The 23,910-nt window shown below is 35.6% G+C and carries 21 protein-coding genes, 4 tRNA genes, 1 rRNA gene and 1 pseudogene; 8 read left to right on the forward strand and 19 right to left on the reverse strand.

All coding sequences use genetic code 11. The features are described from left to right. The 18 genes and pseudogenes from HMPREF1149_RS0101920 to HMPREF1149_RS04305 all read right to left on the reverse strand — a co-directional run. Nucleotides 1-187: ribosomal RNA gene (locus tag HMPREF1149_RS0101920) — 16S ribosomal RNA — on the reverse strand; the annotation flags it as partial. 230 nt (nucleotides 188-417) lie between these two features. Next, nucleotides 418-489 (reverse strand) — tRNA-Glu (locus HMPREF1149_RS04230). A 66-nt stretch (nucleotides 490-555) separates the two neighbouring features. After that, a pseudogene (locus HMPREF1149_RS11255) lies at nucleotides 556-810 on the reverse strand (23S rRNA (uracil(1939)-C(5))-methyltransferase RlmD); the annotation flags it as partial. A 36-nt stretch (nucleotides 811-846) separates the two neighbouring features. After that, on the reverse strand, nucleotides 847-2,805 hold the full coding sequence (gene ftsH / locus HMPREF1149_RS04235; protein ID WP_000744586.1) for an ATP-dependent zinc metalloprotease FtsH: 1,959 nt from the start codon (nucleotides 2,803-2,805) through the stop codon (nucleotides 847-849). Nucleotides 2,806-2,820: 15 nt separating this feature from the next. Next, entirely contained in the window at nucleotides 2,821-3,363 is a 543-nt protein-coding gene (gene hpt / locus HMPREF1149_RS04240; RefSeq protein ID WP_000889401.1) for a hypoxanthine phosphoribosyltransferase, read from the reverse strand. A gap of 4 nt (nucleotides 3,364-3,367) precedes the next feature. Next, nucleotides 3,368-4,645, reverse strand: a complete 1,278-nt coding sequence (gene tilS, locus HMPREF1149_RS04245; protein ID WP_001209065.1) for a tRNA lysidine(34) synthetase TilS — start codon at nucleotides 4,643-4,645, stop codon at nucleotides 3,368-3,370. Then, nucleotides 4,642-5,910: a serine hydrolase gene (locus HMPREF1149_RS04250; RefSeq protein ID WP_001224818.1), complete on the reverse strand. Its 1,269-nt coding sequence runs from the start codon at nucleotides 5,908-5,910 to the stop codon at nucleotides 4,642-4,644. The genes tilS and HMPREF1149_RS04250 overlap by 4 nt, the downstream gene beginning before the upstream one ends. Beyond that, on the reverse strand, nucleotides 5,903-6,025 hold the full coding sequence (locus HMPREF1149_RS11625; RefSeq protein ID WP_000429343.1) for an SP_0009 family protein: 123 nt from the start codon (nucleotides 6,023-6,025) through the stop codon (nucleotides 5,903-5,905). Before HMPREF1149_RS11625 ends, HMPREF1149_RS04250 begins: the two co-directional genes overlap by 8 nt. A 4-nt stretch (nucleotides 6,026-6,029) precedes the next feature. Then, entirely contained in the window at nucleotides 6,030-6,398 is a 369-nt protein-coding gene (locus HMPREF1149_RS04260; protein ID WP_000041924.1) for a septum formation initiator family protein, read from the reverse strand. Then, nucleotides 6,391-6,657: an RNA-binding S4 domain-containing protein gene (locus HMPREF1149_RS04265; RefSeq protein WP_001234965.1), complete on the reverse strand. Its 267-nt coding sequence runs from the start codon at nucleotides 6,655-6,657 to the stop codon at nucleotides 6,391-6,393. The genes HMPREF1149_RS04260 and HMPREF1149_RS04265 overlap by 8 nt, the downstream gene beginning before the upstream one ends. Before the next feature lie 57 nt (nucleotides 6,658-6,714). Further along, a complete protein-coding gene (gene mfd, locus HMPREF1149_RS04270) occupies nucleotides 6,715-10,218 on the reverse strand; it encodes a transcription-repair coupling factor (protein WP_000258071.1) in 3,504 nt (1,167 codons plus the stop codon). After that, complete coding sequence (pth, locus tag HMPREF1149_RS04275; RefSeq protein WP_000163913.1) at nucleotides 10,219-10,788, reverse strand: aminoacyl-tRNA hydrolase; 570 nt, start codon at nucleotides 10,786-10,788, stop codon at nucleotides 10,219-10,221. 73 nt (nucleotides 10,789-10,861) lie between these two features. Beyond that, nucleotides 10,862-11,977 carry a redox-regulated ATPase YchF gene (ychF, locus tag HMPREF1149_RS04280; protein ID WP_001218693.1) on the reverse strand — a complete coding sequence of 372 codons (1,116 nt, stop codon included), beginning with the start codon at nucleotides 11,975-11,977 and terminating at the stop codon, nucleotides 10,862-10,864. A gap of 85 nt (nucleotides 11,978-12,062) precedes the next feature. Then, nucleotides 12,063-12,257 (reverse strand): DUF951 domain-containing protein, encoded by a 195-nt coding sequence (locus HMPREF1149_RS04285; RefSeq protein WP_000285184.1) that lies wholly within the window; start codon nucleotides 12,255-12,257, stop codon nucleotides 12,063-12,065. Nucleotides 12,258-12,321: 64 nt separating this feature from the next. Beyond that, nucleotides 12,322-13,458 carry a DNA polymerase III subunit beta gene (gene dnaN / locus HMPREF1149_RS04290; protein ID WP_000581148.1) on the reverse strand — a complete coding sequence of 379 codons (1,137 nt, stop codon included), beginning with the start codon at nucleotides 13,456-13,458 and terminating at the stop codon, nucleotides 12,322-12,324. Between the two features lie 158 nt (nucleotides 13,459-13,616). Then, nucleotides 13,617-14,978, reverse strand: a complete 1,362-nt coding sequence (dnaA, locus tag HMPREF1149_RS04295; protein WP_000660625.1) for a chromosomal replication initiator protein DnaA — start codon at nucleotides 14,976-14,978, stop codon at nucleotides 13,617-13,619. Nucleotides 14,979-15,194: 216 nt separating this feature from the next. Beyond that, nucleotides 15,195-15,953 (reverse strand): ParB/RepB/Spo0J family partition protein, encoded by a 759-nt coding sequence (locus HMPREF1149_RS04300; RefSeq protein ID WP_000410364.1) that lies wholly within the window; start codon nucleotides 15,951-15,953, stop codon nucleotides 15,195-15,197. 57 nt (nucleotides 15,954-16,010) lie between these two features. Beyond that, the gene (locus HMPREF1149_RS04305) at nucleotides 16,011-17,201 is read right to left on the reverse strand and encodes a S1C family serine protease (RefSeq protein WP_000681813.1); all 1,191 of its coding nucleotides are present in this window, start codon (nucleotides 17,199-17,201) and stop codon (nucleotides 16,011-16,013) included. A 177-nt stretch (nucleotides 17,202-17,378) separates the two neighbouring features. Here HMPREF1149_RS04305 and rlmH point away from each other — a divergent pair, with 177 nt between their 5' ends. The 7 genes from rlmH (at nucleotide 17,379) to HMPREF1149_RS04340 (ending at nucleotide 20,546) form a co-directional block, all read left to right on the forward strand. Continuing rightward, nucleotides 17,379-17,858: a 23S rRNA (pseudouridine(1915)-N(3))-methyltransferase RlmH gene (gene rlmH / locus HMPREF1149_RS04310; RefSeq protein ID WP_001220834.1), complete on the forward strand. Its 480-nt coding sequence runs from the start codon at nucleotides 17,379-17,381 to the stop codon at nucleotides 17,856-17,858. A 43-nt stretch (nucleotides 17,859-17,901) separates the two neighbouring features. After that, nucleotides 17,902-17,975 (forward strand) — tRNA-Arg (locus HMPREF1149_RS04315). A gap of 165 nt (nucleotides 17,976-18,140) precedes the next feature. Next, nucleotides 18,141-18,263: a competence-stimulating peptide ComC gene (gene comC, locus HMPREF1149_RS04320; RefSeq protein WP_000798831.1), complete on the forward strand. Its 123-nt coding sequence runs from the start codon at nucleotides 18,141-18,143 to the stop codon at nucleotides 18,261-18,263. Nucleotides 18,264-18,275: 12 nt separating this feature from the next. Beyond that, the gene (gene comD / locus HMPREF1149_RS04325; RefSeq protein WP_000345271.1) at nucleotides 18,276-19,595 is read left to right on the forward strand and encodes a competence system sensor histidine kinase ComD; all 1,320 of its coding nucleotides are present in this window, start codon (nucleotides 18,276-18,278) and stop codon (nucleotides 19,593-19,595) included. Continuing rightward, the gene (gene comE / locus HMPREF1149_RS04330) at nucleotides 19,592-20,344 is read left to right on the forward strand and encodes a competence system response regulator transcription factor ComE (protein ID WP_000866076.1); all 753 of its coding nucleotides are present in this window, start codon (nucleotides 19,592-19,594) and stop codon (nucleotides 20,342-20,344) included. Before comD ends, comE begins: the two co-directional genes overlap by 4 nt. A gap of 51 nt (nucleotides 20,345-20,395) precedes the next feature. Next, nucleotides 20,396-20,467: transfer RNA gene (locus HMPREF1149_RS04335), tRNA-Glu, on the forward strand. Nucleotides 20,468-20,472: 5 nt separating this feature from the next. Further along, nucleotides 20,473-20,546 (forward strand) — tRNA-Asn (locus HMPREF1149_RS04340). Nucleotides 20,547-20,585: 39 nt separating this feature from the next. Here HMPREF1149_RS04340 and HMPREF1149_RS04345 read toward each other — a convergent pair. After that, on the reverse strand, nucleotides 20,586-21,128 hold the full coding sequence (locus HMPREF1149_RS04345) for a TetR/AcrR family transcriptional regulator (RefSeq protein WP_000665084.1): 543 nt from the start codon (nucleotides 21,126-21,128) through the stop codon (nucleotides 20,586-20,588). 127 nt (nucleotides 21,129-21,255) lie between these two features. Here HMPREF1149_RS04345 and HMPREF1149_RS04350 point away from each other — a divergent pair, with 127 nt between their 5' ends. After that, complete coding sequence (locus HMPREF1149_RS04350; protein WP_000472075.1) at nucleotides 21,256-23,910, forward strand: YhgE/Pip domain-containing protein; 2,655 nt, start codon at nucleotides 21,256-21,258, stop codon at nucleotides 23,908-23,910.

Consider the following 23,910-nt stretch of genomic DNA (forward strand, 5'->3'; position numbering starts at 1 on the left):
TCCATTTTATGCGGTATTAGCTATCGTTTCCAATAGTTATCCCCCGCTACCAGGCAGGTTACCTACGCGTTACTCACCCGTTCGCAACTCATCCAAGAAGAGCAAGCTCCTCTCTTCAGCGTTCTACTTGCATGTATTAGGCACGCCGCCAGCGTTCGTCCTGAGCCAGGATCAAACTCTCATTAAAAGTTTGAGTTCTCACTCATTTCTGTCACTGACAGATTTATTGTTTTTTCATTGTTCAGTACTATAACCTTAGTTATAGTGCCCTGCACATTGGTTCGTCTTGTTCAGTTTTCAAAGGTCTTTGTCACTCAATCTCTCTCAAGCGACAACTATATTAGTATATCACAGCTGCTAACCTCTGTCAACACTTTTTTGAAACTTTTTTCAAGTTTTTTTAACCGCAATACACCATAGTCCGTACGGGATTCGAACCCGTGTTACCGCCGTGAAAAGGCGGTGTCTTAACCCCTTGACCAACGGACCTTGAGCTTTTCAACTCTTTCTATTATACCTACTTTTCCTACTTTGTCAAGGACTTTTTCAGTGAAGTTAATTTTTTCTTTTCTTCACTAACTTAACCACTGCTTCTGTTCGTGCAGTGTGGGGAAACATATCGACCGACTGGATATACTGGAGATCATAGACTTTTACTAGTTTAACTAAATCTCGCGCCAAGGTCGAAACATTGCAGGATACATAGACCATTTTTTCTGGAACATAGGTCAAAATAGTATCCAATAGCTTATCATCTAAGCCTGTACGAGGAGGGTCGACTATCAGGGCATCTGCTCTGTAACCATCACGTTAGAACATAAAAAGAGAGGTTGAACCTCTCTAAATTTATTTTTCTTCACTCATTTTTGATTTTACTTCATCATAAGATAGTGCATGAGATTCCTCTTCTACTGTCTCAGGCATTTTTCCTGTCTCGTAAAGAGATTTAATCTGTGTACTATCCAATGTTTCGTATTTCAACAATGCTTCTGCAATCAACTTGTGGGTTTCACGATTTGATTGAATAATTTCAGCTGCTTTATTTCGTGCCTCATTTAATAATAAACGTACTTCTTCATCAATCTCATAGGCTGTTTGTTCTGAAATTGATTTTTGAGGACTTTGTGCACCAAACATAGCATGATTACCTTCGTATTGAACTGGGCCAAGTTTTTCACTCATACCGTATTCAGTGACCATTGCACGCGCCATCTGTGTAGCTTGTTCAAAGTCATTTGAAGCTCCTGTCGTTTGGACATTAAAGATAATCTCTTCAGCTACACGACCACCCATCAAACCTGCCAATTGCTCTTTCATGTCTTCTTTAGATAGAAGCATTTGATCCTCTTTCGGAAGTGCAATCATGTAACCACCTGCACGTCCACGTGGTACAATGGTAACTTTATGAACAACACGGGCATTTGACAAGACTAAACCAACAATGGTATGTCCAGCCTCATGATAAGCAACCAATTCACGTTCTCTTTGTGATACTGTTTTATCTTTCTTAGATGGTCCAGCAATCACTCTGTCCTCTGCCTCATCAATATCTGAAGCATCAATGATTGATTTGTTGCGACGAGCAGCAACTAAGGCTGCTTCGTTTAGAACATTTTCTAAGTCAGCTCCCACAAAACCTGGGGTTTGTTGGGCAACTAGTTTCAAATCAACATCGTCTGCCAGAGGTTTATTTTTAGCATGAACTTTCAAGATTGCTTCACGACCTTTAACATCAGGGCGACCAACCAAGACTTTTCTATCGAAACGCCCCGGGCGGAGAAGCGCTGGATCTAGAACATCTGAACGGTTCGTCGCAGCGATAACGATGATTCCTTCATTTCCTTCAAAACCATCCATTTCAATCAAGAGTTGGTTCAAGGTTTGTTCACGTTCATCATTTCCTCCACCGAGGCCGACACCACGTTGGCGACCAACAGCATCAATTTCATCGATAAAGATGATAGCTGGTGCTGCTTTTTTGGCATCTTCAAAAAGAGAACGAACACGACTAGCTCCAACTCCGACAAACATTTCTACAAAGTCAGAACCTGAGATACTAAAGAATGGAACACCAGCTTCTCCGGCTACTGCCTTAGCAAGCAAAGTTTTACCTGTTCCCGGAGGTCCCTCCAAAAGAACACCCGCAGGAATGCGCGCACCAAGTTTTGTAAATCGTTTTGGATCTTTTAGGAATTCAACAACTTCTACTAATTCTTGTTTTTCTTCCTCGGCACCAGCAACATCTGAGAACCGTACCTTGATATCTTCTTTGTTTGCAGCTTTGGCCTTGCTACGTCCAAAACTCATTGGATTTCGGCCACTATTTCCTCCCATATTTCCCATCATAGAGAATAGGAAGAAGAAGAGAATAGCAAATGGCACAACAGACACAAGGATATTGATCCACATACCACTTGAACTCTCATGTTTGACTGTAACCTCAGCCTGATGTTCAGAAGCAAGTTTTTGCAATTCTGAAACTGTTGAATCAGACGGAAGAATAGTACTTGAGAATCTTTCTACTGTTGTAGCTGTAGGAGTAAAAAATTGAATTCCTGTTTCTTCTTTACTAGTCTTAGGATTTTTATAAACACCAGACACTTCAATGATGCTACCATTTGGCTGATAAGTTAATTCTTTTACATTGTCTGCTGTAATCTCTTTTACCAATTCTGTATAGTTAATTTTTTCGCTTCGTCCAGCAGTATTTCCAGAGTAAAAATACTGGAATCCTGTCACAAGGAAGAAGATAATTAACAAGTAGAGAAATGGATTTCTAACTAAACCGTTATTTTGTTTTTTCATTAAAGATAGATCTTTCTAATTTGAATAAACTTCTTCTTTCAATACTCCGACATAAGGAAGGTTACGATAATTTTCCTTATAATCCAGACCATAACCTACTACAAACTCATTTGGAATAGTAAAACAAGTATAATCCGCTTCAATTTCAACAACACGTCCATCTGGTTTGTCCAACAAAGTCGCGATTTTAACAGAAGCTGCTTCTCTTGCAATAAACATATCTCGCAAATTTTTCAAAGTTTGACCTGTATCAATGATATCCTCTACAAATAAAACATGTCTCCCTTTGATATCTTGCGTCACGTCTTGCTTGATATTGATGACACCACTACTTGCTGTTCCACCATGGTAACTAGATACCATCATGAAGTCCATCTCAATATGCGTATCAATATGTTTGACCAATTCAGCCATAAAAGGAATAGATCCTTTCAGAATTCCAATAAGAATTGGATTTTTCCCCTCATACTCTTTTGTTAGTTGCGCACCTAGCTTTTTAGCTGCTTCTGTAATTTCATCATGTGAAACGAGGATTTTTTTAATATCGTGTTCTAACATCTTTTTACCTATCTATTTTTTCTATATAAATTACAGTGTTCATTATATCATTTTTCGTGTTTTTACTCAAATCACTGGTCACAATTCCTGAAATTGAGACAATTTCTCCAAATTGCTCAATAATAGGGGTTGTTTTTCGTTTTTCAATAGGGATTTTTAAATCTATAAATAAGCGTCTCAGTTTCTTTCGATGACCATTTAGGGTAATAACGTCGCCAGGTTTTCGACATCTAATATGTACAGATGTTTCCCGTGAAACCGTTACTTTTTGAACAAAATCCCCTTCAATAGGGATGCCAAAGGAAAATAAATAGCCCTTATATCGAACTTGATTTTGATAGTGTAACACAAGTTCATCATCCTTTTCATCAGCCTGAGGACTGATTTTACAAACTCGAAAATTCTGATACTCTTTTATCAATTCGTAGCCATTTTTAAGAGAATGACGATACTGGCTTTTCCTTGCTAAAATCTGTCGAACTTCAGCAAACTGAGCCTTTGTCAGATTTAAGTCTGGAAATTGATTAAGATAGTTCTGGAGCAAGATTCCTTGAGTTTGTTGAGAGTATGAAAATAGCTCATTCAAATCTTCCACATCAATTTGTTTCGAAAGCTCCGTTATTGTTGCTTGGTAATCTGAAATTTCCCTTCCTAAATCTAAAAGGGAGGATTTAAGACGAGGATTTTCTTTTTCAAGTTCTGGTAAATACCTATTCCGAATACGATTGCGAAAATAGGTATTTTCCTGATTTGTTTGATCTTCGAAATGAACAATTGGTGGAAAGTCCTTTTTATGAAAAGGCAACAAGGGACGAATGATTTCAATTTCATCAACTACTTGACTTTCTTTTATTCCTGTTAAATGACCTAGTCTACTACCTCGAATCAAGCGCATCAAAATCGTTTCAACTTGATCATCTGCATGGTGGGCAGTAACCAAGGCAGTCGCTCCAACCTCTTTCATGATTTTCCTAAAAAAATCATAACGAAACTCTCGAGCACGCGCTTCTGAAAAGTCTCCTGAAAAGCTTGTGATATAAATAGGAAGTTCAGCTGCATCAGCTAACTTCCTTAGTTCATTTTCCTCCCAGTCAGACTCCCTTCTCTGCTTGTGATTGACATGTGCTACAATCAGCTCAATTTCTAACTCATTTTGATAAGTAGACAATAGATGGAATAAAAACATTGAATCCAGTCCGCCAGACAAAGCTAACACGACTTTCGAATGTTTTTTGAAATACTCTTTTCGGAGAAAATGATTTAAAAAATCCTGTTCCCTCATTTTAAAACCTCATAGACATCCTTAGCTATCTTAGCAATAGTGTCATAATCAGAATTTTTGGTGAAAATAGAAAGAACGAAAGGAGAATCCGTATAAACAATGGCAGTGTCATGTTTATACTCGTCGGCATCTCCAATTTTATGAGCTACCTTAACCGAAACACCTTTTGCGATTCGTTGGTTGTCAAAATCGGTCTTACCTAGAGACTCTAGGACAAAACCATTCTGATTATAAATAGCTTCCATGACCTTTCCAGCCATTTTTGAAGAAGTCAATTTATCATTCACATCCCAATCTTCACCCATAATGGTGGACATTTTTTCTTTAAAAGCCCCGTCAGATTGATTGGTCACGTAATAACCTAAAATATTATGAGCAACATTGTCAGACTCTTTTGTTACCTTAGTAATTAACTGTTGAAGACTGTATTCTTTGTTATCTTCTTTTTTAGGCAAGCTACCACTACCTTCTGGTTTATAGGATCCAGGGAAACTATTTACTTCTGGGATATACTTAAAGCTACTGTCTAGCGTATATTCCCCTTGATTTATCTTATCTTGAGCGTAATAAAGATAGGCTAGTTTCAAGATGCTAGCTGCATAGAGTTTGCTGTCTTCATTCACCCCAGCCTCTTTACCTGTACTCAGTTGTTTAACATAAATAGAATAATTTTCATTCTGATAGTTGCTTGATAAAACTTCTTGAACCTTCTGAATGCGATTGTCTTCTTCTGAGACGAACTCTTTTGATACCCACCCAACTTGATCAATATGAAGAAATTCCTGTCCCTCAGCAAAAAGGGTTCTATCTACTGTTACGCGTTGATAGGGAGAGAAAGAGGAAGAAATTTCTTTCGCATCATAGGGGCTGTTATGGATAACAAACCCTGGCTCCAGCCATACTTGCCTATTTTGAGTTTGAACTTGACTTTGATCATAGACCAAGCGCTTATCTGCAAGGATAAACTGGTGATTATCTAATTTAAAAACAGGAACACCTTGTCTATTCAAACGCCATTCTACAATTTTAAAGGCGTTTCCAGGAGTCAATTTACCAGACTCATTAACAAGATCCTCATTAGCATAGACAGCTGTTTCTCCGTAAACCATTGGGGATTCCAGAGTTTCTTTATAGTAGAAGCCATAATCAGACTCAGTTAGATAATAAATTTCTTGCGAAGAGTAAGGAAGCTGTTTTTCTGTGCTAACTACTCTTGAGGTTATGATAAAAGCAGGTAGCAATAAAACTACTAAGAACTTACGCATTCTTCTCTTCCCTTTCTTCTTGTAATCGTAATAAATGGTTTTTAGCTGCCAATTCCTCTAATTTTTCATCTGATAAACTTAAAAATTGTTCAACAACTTCCAATAAATTTTCCATGACATTACCTCGGAAGCAAATCAGGAATTGTGTAAATTGCTTCTCGTTTCTTTGAGTAATAGTACTTGGCGCGTGCATACTTTGCTACATAGTCTTCATCTTTCAACTTTGCAGCAAAAGCGGATTCCTTGTCCTTTTCATCACTGAGAGTTTGATACTGCTCTTTCAACTCTGTCAATTGCTGACGACGTTGCAGTAACTGATTATAGCTTTGGGCCAGATTATAGGTCGGTAAAATAAACAATAAAATCATCAAAATCAGAACCCAACCCATAAAGCGATTCCTCTTTTGTCTCTCCTTCATCAAGTAACGACGACGTTGGTGTTCATTTTGAATAAAAGAATTATTCATCTGTACAATATTTTTAGACATTTTCTTCTACCCGTGTTTCACTGATAATTTCATACATGCCTGCTGCATCTTCTTTTTTTGTACTATCTTTCATCTCTAGTACTTTAACAAGCAACAATTTATTTCCAAAGCGAATTTCAACTTGGTCATCAACTTTCAAATCCGTTGAACTTTTGGCCAAGATTCCATTCACCTTGATTCTACCTTTATCTGCTACTTCTTTTGCGACTTTGCGGCGCTTAATAATTCGTGATACTTTTAAATACTTGTCTAATCTCATTTTTATTACCTCAAATTATTATTGTACCATTTTTATCCTTTTTATAGAAGAAAAATGTTAAATGGAATTTGCTTCCTTTGATTCTTTTATCTCTAATAAGCTTTCTCCAAAAATCAGCAAACCTTCTAAAATTTCATAATCCTTCTTGTTTCGGACATCAAATACAACTTCCATTAATCCCTTATTCTCAGCTATGGCTGCTTTTAAGTTCGTTGCAGATAAGGCTTTAAAATAATCTTGAGCCAAGAACAGTCGTTGAGTGACTTTTTCAAATTGAACTGTAATCTTATTTTCTTTTCTTTCCACACGTTCTACAAAGACCTTGTCAAAATATGACTTGACCAAACCAATCTCTAAAAGGCATGCTACTACATCTGGATATTCTCCAAAGCGGTCCATCAACTCTTCTTGTAATTCTTCATAGTTGACACGATTGTCAATTTGACGAATTTTCTTGTAAATTTCAATCTTATGTCGCTGGTCAGAAATGTAAGTATCAGGAAGATAAGCATCAATTTGTAAAATCAACTCAGCATTTCCTTTAGTTCTTGTGTTCTCATTGCCATTGCGTTTAGCTATAGCTTCTTCTAGTAACTGAGAATACAATTCAAAACCAACAGAATCAATGAAGCCAGATTGGGATTTTCCTAAGAGGTTTCCTGCTCCACGAATCGAAAGATCTCGCATTGCAATCTTAAATCCAGATCCCAATTCTGTAAATCCTTTGATAGCTTCTAATCTCTTTTCAGAGACCTCACTGATTGATTTTTCTGGACGATACATAAGATAGGCATAGGCAATGCGATTGCTCCGACCAACTCTCCCTCTTAATTGATACAAAGTTGACAAGCCCATATGGTCTGCATTTTCGATAAATAAGGTATTGGCGTTCGGAATGTCAACACCTGTTTCAATTATGGTAGTTGTCACCAAAATATCATATTGGCCATCAATAAAGTCCAATAGAGTATTTTCTAACTGAATTTCACTCATTTGTCCATGAACATACCCAATCGAAGCCTCTGGAATCAACTCCTGTAATTCTGAAACCTTCTGGTCAATCGTGTCAACTTTGTTGTAAAGATAGTAAACTTGACCTCCCCGCTTCATTTCACGCAAGACAGCATCGCGAATCACACTATCATTCTTTTCTAAAACATAAGTTTGCACTGGATAGCGATTAGTTGGAGGAGTTTCAATAACAGACAAATCTCGAATTCCTAGCATAGACATATGAAGGGTACGAGGGATTGGCGTTGCTGTCAATGTTAGAACATCTACTTGTTTTTTTAGTTCTTTCAAAGTCTCCTTATGCTTAACACCGAATCGTTGTTCCTCATCAATAATCATCAAGCCCAAATCAGAAAACACAACATCTTTTGACAAAACACGATGCGTTCCAATCAAAATATCGACTTGACTATTCTTTAATTTTTCAAGTGTCTCTGCCTGCTCTTTTTTACTTCTAAAGCGACTCAACACATCAATATTAACAGCAAAATTTTGGAATCTTTCCTTAAAATTCGTATAGTGTTGTTGTGCTAACACCGTCGTCGGAACTAGAACGACAACCTGTTTGTGATCATTGACTGCCTTAAAGGCTGCACGCATTGCAACTTCAGTCTTCCCAAAACCAACATCCCCAACTAAAAGTCGATCCATGGGGTGAGAATCCTGCATATCTCTCTTGATTTCCTCAATACTACGAAGTTGATCATCCGTTTCAACGTAAGGGAAAGCATCATCAAAAGCATGTTGATCATCATCATCAGCTGAGAACGCAAAACCATTCAACTGACTACGCTCAGAATACAGTTTGATTAAATCGTCAGCTATATCCTCTACCTGGTTCTTAACTTTTTGCTTGGCCTTTTTGAAATGACCGTCATTTAATTTATTAAGTTTAGGAGGTTTCCCATCACTTGAAACATATTTAGACAGTAACTGAATCTGCTCTACTGGGATGGAGATTTGGTCACCATTTTGATACTGTACACTAACATAATCACGGTGAATTCCTTTGATTTCAATGGTTTCAATCCCTAGATATTGACCAATTCCATGGATATGGTGAACAACGTAGTCCCCTTTTTCAAGTTCATTATAATCTTTTAATCGCTCTGCATTTGACGTATGTTGTCTTCGAAAACGACGTTTTAATTTCTTTTGAAAAATCTCATGTTCAGTAATCAAGAGAATTTTTTCATCTACAAAATGAAAACCATGTCTTAGGTTACCCTCAATTAAGTTTACAGATTTTTTACAGATACTTGACTTATCTCTGAAATCCAATTTAATCTTGTATTCCTTTAAAACATCCTCCAATGTTTTACTTCCCATTGAATTGCTAGACTGCAAAACAATGGTGTAGTCCATTTTTTTATATCGCTCAATTTCTTCTTTAAGAAAAGAAAATTGATTGAAAAACTCCTGCATAGGGTATTGATTAAATTGATAAATGTGGTCAAACTTGAGATTTCCTAAACCCTTTTGCAGATTGGAGAAAAAGGTAACTGGACTTTGTTTTTTATAGGTTTGCTCTGTATCTGCAAAATACTGCATCTCAGAAAATGATTTACCATTCTGTAAATCTTCTGTAAAGTATTGTGCTAATTCTCTTTCAAAGGCTTCATACTGATTCATCAATTTTTGGTAATCATCAAAAAACACTGGTGTATCTTTTTCAATATAATCAAATATAGTCCATGTTTTATCGTAACATAAAGATAAAAACTTTCGACTATCTGAATGTACTTGTTTTTGATGAAAACTTGACAAAATCTCTTCTAGATAGGATTTCAAAATTGGTGATAGAGTCTTCGAAATTTGCTTTTCTAAAGCTGAATGTCCTCGTTGATAATCCTTTTCTCTCAAAAGCATATCACTAGCTGGAAAGATAGTAAGTTCTGTCTGATTTTCTTTTGATAATTGTGTTTCGACTTCAAAAGTACGAATACCATCTACTTCATCGCCAAAAAACTCGATTCGGAAAGGTTCTAACTGAGACATCTCAAAAATATCTAAAATATCTCCTCGAATACTAAACTCACCTTGTGTCTGTACTTGAGTAACTTTTCGATAGCCAATTTCCTTTAACTGGTGAAGTAGCTCGTGTTGGTCATATTCTTCTCCAACTGCAATCCTTATAATACTTTCTTTAAATCTAGTCGGAGAGGGTAAAATCAACCGACTCGCTGCGATATTACAAACTAAAATCCCTTTCTTAGACGGATCACTCAAAAAACGCAAGGCCTCAACCCGCGAAATGATTTTTTCTTGTGAAGACATCAAAAACTCTACCATAGGAGAGTCATCTACCAAAAAAGGATGGACAAGTTCCTTCCCTAAGAGAGAAAGAAGATCACTGATAATTCGTTCTGCTTCTCCATAAGTTGAAGTCAGTAACACAACCTTATTTTCTTTTTCTAGACTGCTTGCAATTGCAAGAGCCTTGGTAGAAGTTGATAAACCAAGTATTAGTTGTCTTTTCTTATCTATCAGATTTTGATGCCATTTTTTTATCTGGTCATTTTCTGAGAATAAATCTAATAAAGTCACCATTTAGCCGTTATACCTCTGCATTGTTTTCTCAAAGTTTTTCTCTTGTAAATAGTAGTTTACAGCATTGGCAACCTTGTCAATAGACTGTAAAATACCCACATAGTCATCCTGATCAAACTTACTTAAAACATGATGAACAACTGACATGCCTTTTTTAGGTCTTCCAATACCTATTTTAACACGGTTAAATACCTGAGTCCCTATATGTTGAATAATAGACTTGATACCATTATGACCACCTGCTGATCCCTTTGCTCTTAAACGAATTTTCCCGACTTCCATGTCAAGGTCGTCGTAAATAACGAGTAAATCTTCAATATCCAAACCATAGTAAGTCAATAAAGCATGAACTGCTTTTCCACTTTCATTCATAAAGGTCGTTGGTTTGACCAGATAAATTTTTTCTCCATTGAAGAAAAAAGATGCTAGATCAGCTTGAAATATCTTGTCATGTGTAAAAGTGACATTTTGTTTTTTAGCGATTTGGTCAATCAACATAAATCCAACGTTGTGTTTGGTTTCAAAATATTTATCCCCTGGATTTCCTAATCCAACAAGTAATTTAGTCATTTATTTTCCTTTCAAAAGCCAAAAGGGTTGGAATTTTTTTTCCAACCTAATTGACACTATTTATTAAATGTTATTAAACATTAAAGCGGAATTCCATGATATCGCCATCTTGAACGATATATTCTTTTCCTTCTTCACGCAAACGCCCAGCTTCTTTTACAGCCTTTTCAGATCCATATTTCACTAGATCCTCATATGACATTGTTACTGCACGAATAAACCCTTTTTCAAAGTCTGAGTGGATAATACCAGCTGCTTGAGGAGCTTTCATCCCTCGCTTAAAGGTCCAAGCACGGACTTCTTTTTCACCAGCTGTGAAGTAAGTTCCAAGCCCAAGCAAGTGATAAGCTGCACGAGTCAACTTGTCAACGCCTGATTCAGTCAAACCAAGTGCTTCAAGAAACTCTTGCTTATCCTCATCGTCTAACTCAGAAATTTCTTCCTCAGCACGCGCAGAAATAACTACCACCTCAGCATTTTCTGTCGCTGCAAATTCTCGAATTTGCTTCACATAGTCGATAGAATCTGGATCTGAAACTACATCTTCATCCACATTAGCAACATAAAGAACTGGTTTAGTAGTCAAAAGGAAAAGACCCTTAACAACTTTTTGTTCCTCATCTGTGAATTCAATGGTACGAGCTGATTTTCCATCTTCAAGAACTGGTTTAATTTTTTGAAGAATGTTAAACTCTGCTACTGATTCTTTATCTTTTTGCGTACGTGCCATCTTTTCTACACGCGCATAGCGCTTATTGACTGATTCTAAATCAGCAAGAATCAACTCCAGGTTAATGGTATCAATATCTGCAAGTGGATCCACAAAGGCGTCTTCACGTCCTTGTTCGCGCATCACATTTTCATCATCAAAAGCACGAACTACGTGAACAATCGCATCTACCTCACGGATATTGGCCAAGAATTTATTACCTAGACCTTCTCCTTTTGATGCTCCTTTTACAATCCCTGCAATATCTGTAAATTCAAAGGTTGTTGGGACTGTCTTTTTAGGGGTAATCATTTCCGTTAGTTTTTGTAGACGTTCATCTGGAACTTCCACCATCCCAACGTTTGGATCAATAGTCGCAAATGGGTAGTTTGCCGCCTCTGCTCCTGCTTTTGTAATTGCATTAAAAAGGGTTGATTTACCAACATTTGGCAAACCAACGATACCTGCTGTTAAAGCCATAGTTTCTCATTCTCCGTTCTCATTTCAATCCCTAACATTATAACACAAAAAGGGAAAACTTGCTAACCCTCTAAACTAAGGGTTCTTAGTCAATAATCTTATTCATTTTTCGTTCAAAATCATAGCGACTCATCATGACAAGGTGGTCACAATTGCTACACTTTATTTTGATATCTGCCCCTACACGTGTAATTTCCCAACGATTAGCCTTTTTGCCTGTTGACTTGATGGTACAAGCGTGTGGTTTTTTCATCTCAACAAAATTTCCAACTTGATACATACTACTCTCCTTTTCTTTTTTGATTATATCATAAAAGAGGCGAGCCAGGCTCAACCTCTTTCACTTAATTTGTTCGAACTGGTGTGATAAGCTGCATGAAATCTTCGTCAGTATCTGCTGGCACAAGAGTAAATGGACGAACTGATGAGATAAAGCTAATAGTCACCTTTTCGCTATTTAAAGCCTTGAGGGAATCAATCAAGTAAGTTGGGTTAAAACTAATAGTTAAATCATCCCCGGTCACCTGCTCCGTATCGATTTCTTCGTTTACTTTACCAACTTCTGGAGAGTGAACATGGGCACTAACAACCCCACCTTTAATTTCAAGCTTCACAGTACCGTTTTGAGTCGCACTTGATAAGAGACGTGCACGTTCCATAGATTGACGTAAATTAACAACATCAAAAGTAATTGTAGTGTTAAAGTCTGTTGGAATCAAGCGATCTGTATCAGGATAATTACCTTCTAGTAGACGAGTGTAGAAGCTAATATTTTCGCTTCTAAAGAGGATTTGATTATTTGCAAAGAAAATCTCTACAGTTTCAATATCATCTGTAAATACCGCTGAAAATTCGCGTAAAGAGCGGCTAGGAATCACCACATCGAAATCATCTCCATTTTTTTCAAGAGTCAATTTCTTCTGGCTAAGGCGGTGTGAGTCTGTCGCAACTGTTTTTAGTTCCTTGTGTTGGCTCAATACGAAGTGGACACCTGTTAAGATGGGACGACTTTCTTGCGTACTTGCAGCAAATGCTGTTTCATTGATAATTTTCTTGAGTAGTTTTGTTTCAAGAACCAAAGGTGTGCTAGCTGAAATTTCTTGGATACGAGGATACTGTTCGCTATCTTTTCCTTTTAGAGTAATTTCTGATTTACCGCTGGTTAAAACAATTTGATTTTGTTCAATTTCTTTAAAATCAAGAGTCACATCAGGTAGACTAGATACAACATTGATAAAGAAAGAAGCTTCAAGAAGAATCGAACCCAAAGAAGTAATCAAGAGACCAGCATCTTCATTCTTTTGAGAAATGAAATTTTCAATAGAAATTTGACCATTTGATCCAATTAAAGTAATTCCTTCATTGGTAACGTCAATTTTGATTGTTGATAAAATTGGAATAGCATTTTTTGAGCTAATTGCCCGTTTTGTAGTATTTAAGGCTTGTAGAAATAAATTTTTATTGATTGAAAAATGAATCATGGATTCTCCTTTATTTATTTTTAGTATTAGAAAGTTAATAGTAATAATAGAGTGTGTGAATTCTGTGGAAAACAGAGTACTATTTAGTAAACTTAAGCTTCTAAGCTTGTTTAAAAAATGTGGATAAAAAAGATAAGAAAGGAAAACTTATCCACAAGCTACTTAATTTTCTTTTTGATTGCTTCGATTTCTAAGCGTAAATTATCGTCTTCGTCAATCAATGATTTGATTTTAGCATGGGCATGAATAACGGTGGTGTGATCTTTTCCTCCGAATTCTTTTCCGATTTTTGGAAGACTGTTATCTGTCAGTTCTCTAGCTAGGTACATGGCAACTTGACGCGCTAAAACGATGTTTTGAACTCGTCTCGTCCCCTTCATTTCTTTGACACTCACTCCATAAAAATTACCAACTTCAGTTTGGATTTTCTCAATAGGAATAACAAGTATCTGGCGAGCGTCTTGCTTACGTGCTCTAATAGCCTCCGCAGCAATATCAATAGTAATATCCTTAATCTTCTTCACTCTGGCAATTAAAGTGATATCGTTGATTGCTCCTTCTAATTCTCGAACATTTGAATCAAATTGGCCAGCCAAGTACTCTAGAGTATCACTTTGGAAATGGTAATCCAAGTGCTCTGTTTTACTTTGAAGAATGGCGATACGTGTCTCAAAGTCAGGAGGGGTGATATTTTGCGTCAATCCCCAGCTAAAGCGTGTAACAAGTCTTTCCTCAAGGCCTTCTAGGTGTTTAGGACTTCGATCACTGGTTAGGACAATCTGTTTCTGCTTATCATGAAGAGCATTGAAGGTATTGAAAAATTCTTCTTGGGTCGCGACTTTTTTGCCACTGAGAGATTGGATATCATCAATCAACAAGAGATCAAGACTACGGTAAGTCTTTTTGAACTTTTCCATTTCCCCAAGTCGCAAGTGTTCAAGAAAGTCATTGATAAAGCTTTCGGCAGGAATGTACTTGACACGCGCATCAGGAATATTTTTCAAAATCTCATTTCCAATCGCATTGAGCAAGTGAGTCTTTCCAAGACCAGGTCCTCCATAGATGAAAAGAGGATTATAAGTCAGAGCTAAATCTTCAGATACAGCTAGTGCAGCAGACACCGCCCAAACATTCCCATCACCTTGAATAAAGTTATCAAAGGTATATTTTTCTTTTAACCCTGTTTCGGAATAGGGAATCGTTGGTAGTGCAGGTGTGTAATCGTAAGTAGAGACACTATTCGTATCATTTACTTGAGGAGATTCTGTGCTCTGAGGTTTAGTGAAAATATAGTGAGGTTTGATTTCAGAATCATAAATTTCAAAACCAGCAGCAATAATAATATCTTTTAATTGCTTTTCCCACACCATTTCCATCTCTGATCTCGGTAGAAATATAGTAGCTGTGTTTTCTTCTACTTTGATGAGTTCAGCAGGTGTAGCATAGAAATCATACATAGATCGAGTTAATCTTTCTTGAGCAAATTCTAAAATACGATTCCAAAATTGCTTTTCTTTCAACTAGTTTTCCTCCTTTACTATGATTTTAGTAGTTTAGTGCTAGACTTATTTTACCATAGATAATAGGATTTTTCCACAGATTGGGGAAAAGAATCCACAATGTTAGTAGTATTTATCCACAAGTTGGGGATAAATAGAAAAATCCTTGATTTAGTAGGCTTTTTGATAAAAAAATTGGTGGATAAATTTGTGGGTTGAGAAAATAAAAGAACAGCCTTATCTCAGGCTGTTAATAATTCTATCGTATTCTTCTTGACTTGAAAAGGAGATAATAATCTTTCCAGTATCTTTTTTTGAAAGTTTAATTTCTACACTTAAACCGAGTAGTTTTTTTAATTTATCTTCTTCGTCTTTGATGAAAGAATCACTTTTTTTTTGCTTCTTGTGTTTTTTCTCTGTAAGAAGTGCTTCTAACTTTCTCACAGAAATATCTTCATTTTTGATTAGTTGGAAGAAATAGTCTTGCTGCTCTTTGTCTAAACCAACTAGTGAACGTGCATGCGCTTGAGAAATTTTTCCATTTTCTACTTCAGCTAGGATATGCTCTGGTAGGGAAAGTAAACGAATAAAATTAGTGATATAAGGTCGAGATTTCCCCATTTTATCGGCTATCTCAGTGTGAGTAAATCCTTTTTCTACTAAAGATTCGTAGGCGCGTGCTTCTTCAACAGGATTTAAGTTTTCTCTCTGCAAATTCTCAATGATTGATTGAACCATCATTTCCTGATCTGAGAGGTGCTTTACAACGGCTGGGATAGAGGTCAGACCAGCCAAGAGAGAAGCTCGATATCGTCTCTCTCCTGCAAGGATTTCATAACCAATTACAGGAGATTGACGAACGATGATTGGTTGGATGAGCCCATTTTCTTTGATTGACTGAGCCAATTCTTTTAATTTTTCTACATCAAATTCTTTCCGAGGTTGGTAAGGATTTTTTTGTATTTCAGAGATAGAAATCATTTCAAATTTTTCCATGATTCTACACTAACATATCTTTTACTTTCTGTAAAGTTTTCTTTACACTGATGTCAATTAACGTTCTAAATCACCAGAATTCTTATCTAGTTTTATAGATGTTGTTTCCTCCTTACCATTACGGTAGTAGGTTATTTTGATAGTGTCTCCAATAGCATGGTTGTAAAGAGCGTGTTGTAAGTCTGTTGATGAAGTAATTTCTTTGTCGTCAACTTTAGTAATGACATCGTATTTTTGAAGATGTCCATTTGCAGGCATATTACTTTGAACAGATCGAACAACTACACCTGAAGTGAGGTTACTTGGAATATTTAGTTTTCTAAGATCATTAGCTCCAACGTTAGACAGATTGACCATTTGGATTCCAAGAGCAGGACGAGTCACTTTACCATCACTTTCAAGCTGTTTAATAATATTTTGTACATCGTTTGAAGGAATTGCAAAACCAAGACCTTCTACAGATGTTCCACCATTACTTGCAATCTTACTTGATGTAATACCAATTACTTGTCCTTGAATATTTACAAGAGGACCACCAGAGTTACCAGGGTTAATGGCCGTATCTGTTTGAATGGCTTTTGTTGAAATAGCTTGACCATCTTCAGATTTTAGAGAAACATTCCGATTAAGACTTGAGATGATTCCCTGTGTAACTGTATTAGCATATTCTGAACCTAAAGGACTACCGATAGCAATCGCTGTTTCTCCAACGTTAAGTTGGCTTGAATCACCAAATTCTGCCACTGTTGTAACTTTTTCTGAAGAAATTTTTACGACAGCAATATCAGAGAAGGTATCCGATCCAATAATTTCACCAGGGACTTTTGTACCATCAGCTAAACGGATATCGACTTTTGAAGCTCCGTTAATAACGTGAGTATTTGTTACAATATAAGCATCATTTTCGTTCTTTTTATAGATGACACCTGATCCTTCACTTGCAATCTGTTGATTATCCGTATCAGAATTTGATTCTTCAGTTCCAAATACACTACTTTGTTTATTAGCAGAGTAAGTAATGACTGATACAACAGCATCCTTAATTTTATTCACTGCTTGAGTAGTTGAGTTTTCATTCTTGTATGATGTTTGAGTTACAGTGCTAGAATTATTATTTGTAGCTTGATTTCCTTGTTTTTGATAAAGTTGCAATGTTACAAAACTTCCTAGTGCACCACTCAAAAATCCTATCAGAATAATTACAAGAAAAGTAACTCCTTTTTTGTAAAATTTTTGTAAGTGTTTCATAAACGCCTCCGTTTGCTATTGTTTGTCAAGATTATAAACCTATTAACTTAATCTAAGCTTAAAAGTTTTACACAAGTTGTGGATAACTCACCTTATTCTGTGAATTTAATAGCATTTTTGGATGATTTTCATGTGTATAAGATGTGAAATAAAGTGTGGATATGATAGAATAGAAGAATGAGAATAAAAGTTGTAACAGTAGGAAAACTGAAAGAGAAATACTTAAAAGATGGCATTGCTGAGTATACCAAACGAATTTCACGTTTCGCCAAATTAGAAATGATTGGACTTGCTGATGAGAAAACACCTGACAAAGCCAGTAAATTAGAAAATCAAAAAATCTTGGAAACAGAAGGTGAAAGAATTCTTTCTAAGGTTGGAGAAAGAGACTTTGTCGTTGTACTAGCCATTGAAGGAAAAACACTCTCCTCAGAGGAATTTAGTAAGCAACTAGAGCAGGCTTCTATCAAAGGCTACTCAACTCTTACTTTTATCATTGGAGGAAGTTTGGGTCTAGCTCCTGTTGTAAAAAATAGGGCCAATCTTTCTATCAGTTTTGGACGTCTGACATTACCACATCAGTTAATGAGATTGGTTTTAGTTGAACAAATTTACCGTGCTTTTACGATTCAGCAGGGTTCTCCTTACCACAAATAGAAGATTGACTTAGCTCTTGTTTTTTGATAGAATGGTCATGTTAGGTCTCATAGCTCAGCTGGATAGAGCATTCGCCTTCTAAGCGAACGGTCGCAGGTTCGAATCCTGCTGGGATCAATTTTAGATGCGAAGCTGGGATGAGTCCCAGCTTTTTTCTTAAAAAAGTGCGTTTCAGGTGCAAAAATGTACAGTTGGGAAAATTTTTTTCTTATATGGTCTTCATTTTGTATAATGGATTTGTAAGTTAACTTACAAGAAAAAAATAATACAGGAGATTTCATTATGAAAAATACAGAAAAATTGGAACAATTTAAAAAGGTAACAGAGGCAGAATTGCAGAAGATTCGAGGTGGAGAAATTAGAAAGGAAAATAATTTTTTATTTTATTTTTTTAAAAGAAAGTAAAGGGAGAAAAGAATGGATTTTTTCGCAATAATAAGCGTTATATTACATATTTTTATTACTAGTAAAAGTTATAATTTGATTTGTAATACAACTAGAAAAGAACAATACTTCTTTATTTTTTATACAGTAATAGTAGAATTTGTAGTTGAATTTTTCTTCTATTCTATATATTTAAGTGGACTAGGGATTGAAAAATTTTTATATCCATTTATTTTATACGCTTATTTTATATGGTTTAAAAAGTTTGATAAGTATAGGGGAGTATTCCTAAGTTTCCTGCTTTCTCTCTTATATCACAGTACTCATACTTTTATAGCTGTAACCCTATCCTCGATAACAGGTGATGAGCTTGCATTACACTATGAAAGTATATTCTTTCTAGTAGTATTGTTGTTGACCTATTTTGTTATTTTAAAAACAATTCGTTATTTTCATTTAAAAATAAAATATTTTGATAAAGATTATCTGTACCCTTTTTTAAAAAAAGTAACAGTTGCTTTCTTTGGTTTGCATATCTTATTGTTTATTTCAGATATAGTAAGTACAACTCATCATTTAAATAGCTTCGGAAGTATTTTATCAACCATTGTTTTTATCTGTCTGCTATTAGTTTTCTTTGCAATGAATTCTTATAAGGTTCAAATTGAAAAAGAGATTGCCCTAAAGCAGAAGAAATTTGAACAAAAGTATTTACAAACTTATACAGATGAGATTGTGGGTTTGTATAATGAGATTCGAGGTTTTCGTCATGACTATGCAGGTATGCTTGTCAGCATGCAAATGGCGATTGACAGCGGAGATTTACACGAAATTGACAGGATTTACAACGAGGTCTTAGTAAAAGCAAATCAGAAATTGAGGTCAGACAAATATACTTACTTTGATTTAAACAACATAGAAGATTCGGCTTTACGAAGTTTAATTGCTCAATCGATTGTCTATGCACGAAATAATGATGTAGAGTTTACATTGGAAGTAAAAGATGTCATTACTAGATTGTCAATGGATTTACTTGATCTTGTTCGCATCATGAGCATTCTATTAAATAATGCTGTTGAAGGTGCCGCAGATAGTTACTTGAAACAAATGGAAGTTGCAGTCATTAAAATGGATTTTGAAACAGTTATAGTTATCCAGAATTCATGCAAAATCACTATGACGCCTTCAGAGGACCTATTTGCCTTAGGTTTCTCTACCAAGGGAAGAAATAGAGGTCTAGGACTTAATAATGTCAAAGAGATTTTAGATAAGTATGACAATATTATTTTAGAAACTGAGATGGAAGATAACACATTTAGACAAATTATTAGATTTAAGAGGGAATTTGAATGAAAGTATTAATTTTAGAAGATGTTATTGAACATCAAGTGAGACTAGAGAGAATATTGAATGAAATCTCTGAGGAATCGAATATTCCTATTTTATATAAGACAACAGGAAAAGTTCGTGAGTTTAAGGAATATATCGAAAATGATGAAGTAAACCAGCTTTATTTCCTAGATATCGATATTCATGGAATCGAGAAAAAAGGCTTTGAAGTGGCTCAATTTATCCGTCATCACAATCCTTATGCTATTATTGTCTTTATTACTAGTCGATCTGAATTCGCTACTTTAACTTATAAGTATCAGGTATCAGCTTTAGATTTTGTAGATAAGGATATCAATGATGAATTGTTCAAAAAACGTATCGAGCAGAGTATTTTTTACACTAAGAGCATGCTGATTGAAAACGAAGATGTTGTAGACTATTTTGATTACAACTATAAAGGAAATGATTTGAAAATTCCTTACCATGATATTCTGTATATCGAAACAACAGGTGTTTCTCATAAATTGCGAATTATTGGTAAGAATTTTGCCAAAGAGTTTTATGGAACTATGACAGATATTCAAGAGAAGGACAAACATACTCAACGATTTTATTGCTCCCATAAATCTTTCCTTGTCAATGTGGGAAATGTGAGAGAAATTGATCGAAAGAATTTAGAAGTTGTTTTTTATGAAGATCATCGTTGTCCCATTACCCGTTTGAAAGTTCGTAAACTAAAAGATATTCTAGAGAAAAAATCTAAAAAGTGATTGACAATCAGTAAGAAATTGATATAATGGTTATATCTGCTACAGATAGATGGTCCGTTGGTCAAGGGGTTAAGACACCGCCTTTTCACGGCGGTAACACGGGTTCGAATCCCGTACGGACTATTTTATCCGCCATAGCTCAGTTGGTAGTAGCGCATGACTGTTAATCATGATGTCGTAGGTTCGAGTCCTACTGGCGGAGTTAGATAAAAAGAACACCAGATGGTGTTCTTTTTTGTTCTTAGTTGGCATCACCTAGCATTTTCATAAGGAAGTCTGTCATTTCTTGCGGACTTTCTTTTTTTCCACGAGCAATCCAAGTTTGACAAACTCCAAATAGGGCATTTGTCAGATAAATGCTGCTATATTCTAATTCAATTGAATTTAGTTGTAGTTGCATAAAGCGCTTCTGAAGATCTGTGCTCAGCATGATATGAAGCTTATTTCTTAAGAAATTTTGGATTTCTTTGGTACCATTTTCAGATAAAAGAGCAGCTAATAATGGTTCAGATTCTAAATAGTCAAATACTTCTAAAATGGCATCTTTTTTATGATGAGCATGTTTTTGGAAGATATACTCAAATGTATGAAATAACTTACTTTGATAGTGTTCAATCATATCATACTTATCCTTGTAATGGGTATAGAAGCTAGAACGACTAATTCCAGCTTTTTCTGCTAATTTAATTGTAGTAATTTGATCGAAGGGGTGATCCATCAATAATTGAACCATGGCATTTTCAATATTTCTCTTTGTTTTTAATCGTTTGTTACTTTCTTTCATAGTTTCTCCTTTTGAACAATTTAGACTATATGTCTAAAAAAAATTTTTTTATCTTGTAATTTAGATTTTTTAATGTATAATCTATTATATCAAAAATTTAGACAATATGTTTAAAAAAGGAGGAAATATGTTTAAAGAATGGAAAGCAATTTTTAAAAAACCGACATTCATTATTGTAATGATAGGAATTTCTCTTATTCCAGCTTTATACAATATCATATTTTTATCGTCAATGTGGGATCCATATGGTCAAGTATCGGAGTTACCTGTAGCAGTTGTTAATAATGACAAGGAAGCTTCTTATAATGGAAATACAATGGCTATAGGAAAAGACATGGTGTCTAATTTAAAAGAAAATAAGACTTTAGATTTTCATTTTGTCAATGAAGAAGAGGGGAAAAAGGGGCTAGATGATGGCGAATACTATATGGTAGTGACTTTACCAAGTGATCTATCTGAAAAAGCTACTTCGATTCTAACAAATCACCCTGAACAGATGCAAATTGATTATCAAACTTCAAGCGGTCGTAGCTTTATTGCAAGTAAGATGAGTGATTCTGCAATGACACAATTAAAACAAACCGTCTCTACGAATGTAACTGAAACATATACCAAGGCACTATTTCAAAAAATGAGTGACTTGAAGTCTGGGATAAATAAAGCAGCTGATGGAAGTGAACAACTGGCTGATGGGACTAATCAGTTAGCAAAAGGAAGTCAAACATTGACGACAAATCTCAATACTCTAGCTAACTCAAGTGTAACTTTTTCAAATGGAGCTAATCAATTTACAAAAGGATTGTCTGCCTATGTATCTGCCATAGAGCAATTACATCTTGGTTTAGGAACTTTTAATAGTGGTTTACAAAGTTATACAAATGCAGTTTCACAAGTTGACACTGGACTTGGTCAATTGGCCTCAAGAACTCCTGAGTTGGTGACAGGTGTAAATCAGCTGAATACAGGTATAAAGACCTATACAGGTGGAGTTTCACAACTCAATTCAGGTCTCAGTCAATTTTCGGTTGGTGTCAATGCTTATACAAGTAATGTAGAAAAACTTTCTAATGGAACAAGTCAATTATCAAATCAATCAGACGCACTAAGAGATGGAATGGAGCAATTAAATACTGGTATTAAAGAAATTTCAAATCAACTGAATTCCTCATCTCAACAGAATGAACAAATAACTCAATTGGCAACTAGTCTAGGAGAACTAAATAAAACACTACAAGCTCTTACAATATCAGATAATCCTCAACTGAAAGGTACATTGTCAGAAGCTTTGCCAAATCTAACGAATCTTGCTCAGGATATTGTGACCAAAAGTCAGACAGAACAAGAGAAAACTATTGCTAACCTTCAATCAACAGCTACTTATCAATCTCTCACAGAGGAACAAAAGAAAGAACTGATAGAAGCTATTTCTAAAAATTCTAATTCTACTATTGAGTCAGCAAAAACAATTTTAACGACAGTAGGAGGATTAAAAGAAAGTATAGAGAATTCAGAACAACAAGTATCTAATCTATCTGATGTGCAGACGAAAGCAAATCAACTCTTACCTGCAGCATCTAGTTCCTTGACAACATTGTCAAATGGATTCACAAAATTACAAACTACTGTAGACAATCAGTTAGTTCCTGGAAGTCAGTCAATTGAAAAAGGAGTTGTAAACTATACTAAGGAACTGGATACTATTTCTATAGGTGCTAATCAACTAAGTGAAAAGAATGCAAGTTTAACGACTAGTCTGGATCAATTAGTTTCTGGATCAAGTAAGTTGACAGAAAACACATCAACCTTGACAGCTGGAGTAGATGCGCTAGCTGGAAAAACTCCAGAATTAGTATCAGGTATAGAAAGTTTGTCATCTGGTTCTGCTCAATTGAATAATAAGAGTCCAGAGCTAATAGCAGGTCTCACTAAATTAAAATTTGGTTCTGGTCAATTAACAGATAAATCAACACAGTTACTTTCTGCAGCATCTCAACTAGGAAGTGGCGCTATGAAGATTGCAGATGGTGCTGGAAAACTAGCAGATGGTGGAACAACTTTAACCTCTAGTCTTGAAGATTTACAGACAGGAGTTGATTCATTAGGGCAAGGATTAGGCAATGCTAACAATCAACTTAAATCAGCATCAACAGAATCTGAAAATGCAGAAACATTATCTGATCCTCTAGTTCTCTCAAAAACAGACAATGACCAAGTTCCTGTAAATGGGATTGCTATGGCTCCTTATATGATATCAGTTGCTCTTTTTGTTGCTGCTATATCTACTAATATGATTTTTGCTAAGTTGCCTTCTGGACGTCATCCAGAGAGTCGTTGGGCTTGGTTGAAGTCTCGTTCTGAAATAAATGGGATTATAGCTGTCTTAGCAGGTGTTTTAGTTTATGGAGGTGTACATCTTATTGGATTGACTGCGAACCATGAGATGAGGACCTTGATTCTAATTATAATCACAAGTTTAGCTTTCATGTCTATGGTGACAGCTTTAACAACTTGGAATAGCCGTATAGGAGCTTTCTTCTCTCTTATTTTACTTTTATTACAGTTAGCATCAAGTGCAGGAACTTATCCCCTTGCTTTGACAAATGATTTCTTTAAAGGTGTCAATCCATGGTTACCAATGAGTTACTCAGTATCAGGCTTACGACAAACAATCTCTATGACAGGAAATATTCATCATCAAGTGATTTTCCTTATTATAACTCTAGCTTTATTTACTGCTTTAGGTATGCTAGCTTATCAACCTAAGAAAATGGAAGAAGATTAA

This window comes from Streptococcus sp. BS35b, assembly GCF_000286475.1.
Taxonomy (GTDB): Bacteria; Bacillota; Bacilli; order Lactobacillales; family Streptococcaceae; genus Streptococcus; species Streptococcus oralis_W.

Coding starts and splice junctions, on each gene's coding strand:
- ftsH (WP_000744586.1), bottom strand. CDS start 2,805: ATGAAAAAACAAAATAACGGTTTAGTTAGAAATCCATTTCTCTACTTG.
- hpt (WP_000889401.1), bottom strand. CDS start 3,363: ATGTTAGAACACGATATTAAAAAAATCCTCGTTTCACATGATGAAATT.
- tilS (WP_001209065.1), bottom strand. CDS start 4,645: ATGAGGGAACAGGATTTTTTAAATCATTTTCTCCGAAAAGAGTATTTC.
- HMPREF1149_RS04250 (WP_001224818.1), bottom strand. CDS start 5,910: ATGCGTAAGTTCTTAGTAGTTTTATTGCTACCTGCTTTTATCATAACC.
- HMPREF1149_RS11625 (WP_000429343.1), bottom strand. CDS start 6,025: ATGGAAAATTTATTGGAAGTTGTTGAACAATTTTTAAGTTTATCAGAT.
- HMPREF1149_RS04260 (WP_000041924.1), bottom strand. CDS start 6,398: ATGTCTAAAAATATTGTACAGATGAATAATTCTTTTATTCAAAATGAA.
- HMPREF1149_RS04265 (WP_001234965.1), bottom strand. CDS start 6,657: ATGAGATTAGACAAGTATTTAAAAGTATCACGAATTATTAAGCGCCGC.
- mfd (WP_000258071.1), bottom strand. CDS start 10,218: ATGGTGACTTTATTAGATTTATTCTCAGAAAATGACCAGATAAAAAAA.
- pth (WP_000163913.1), bottom strand. CDS start 10,788: ATGACTAAATTACTTGTTGGATTAGGAAATCCAGGGGATAAATATTTT.
- ychF (WP_001218693.1), bottom strand. CDS start 11,977: ATGGCTTTAACAGCAGGTATCGTTGGTTTGCCAAATGTTGGTAAATCA.
- HMPREF1149_RS04285 (WP_000285184.1), bottom strand. CDS start 12,257: ATGTATCAAGTTGGAAATTTTGTTGAGATGAAAAAACCACACGCTTGT.
- dnaN (WP_000581148.1), bottom strand. CDS start 13,458: ATGATTCATTTTTCAATCAATAAAAATTTATTTCTACAAGCCTTAAAT.
- HMPREF1149_RS04300 (WP_000410364.1), bottom strand. CDS start 15,953: ATGGAAAAATTTGAAATGATTTCTATCTCTGAAATACAAAAAAATCCT.
- HMPREF1149_RS04305 (WP_000681813.1), bottom strand. CDS start 17,201: ATGAAACACTTACAAAAATTTTACAAAAAAGGAGTTACTTTTCTTGTA.
- rlmH (WP_001220834.1), top strand. CDS start 17,379: ATGAGAATAAAAGTTGTAACAGTAGGAAAACTGAAAGAGAAATACTTA.
- comC (WP_000798831.1), top strand. CDS start 18,141: ATGAAAAATACAGAAAAATTGGAACAATTTAAAAAGGTAACAGAGGCA.
- comD (WP_000345271.1), top strand. CDS start 18,276: ATGGATTTTTTCGCAATAATAAGCGTTATATTACATATTTTTATTACT.
- comE (WP_000866076.1), top strand. CDS start 19,592: ATGAAAGTATTAATTTTAGAAGATGTTATTGAACATCAAGTGAGACTA.
- HMPREF1149_RS04345 (WP_000665084.1), bottom strand. CDS start 21,128: ATGAAAGAAAGTAACAAACGATTAAAAACAAAGAGAAATATTGAAAAT.
- HMPREF1149_RS04350 (WP_000472075.1), top strand. CDS start 21,256: ATGTTTAAAGAATGGAAAGCAATTTTTAAAAAACCGACATTCATTATT.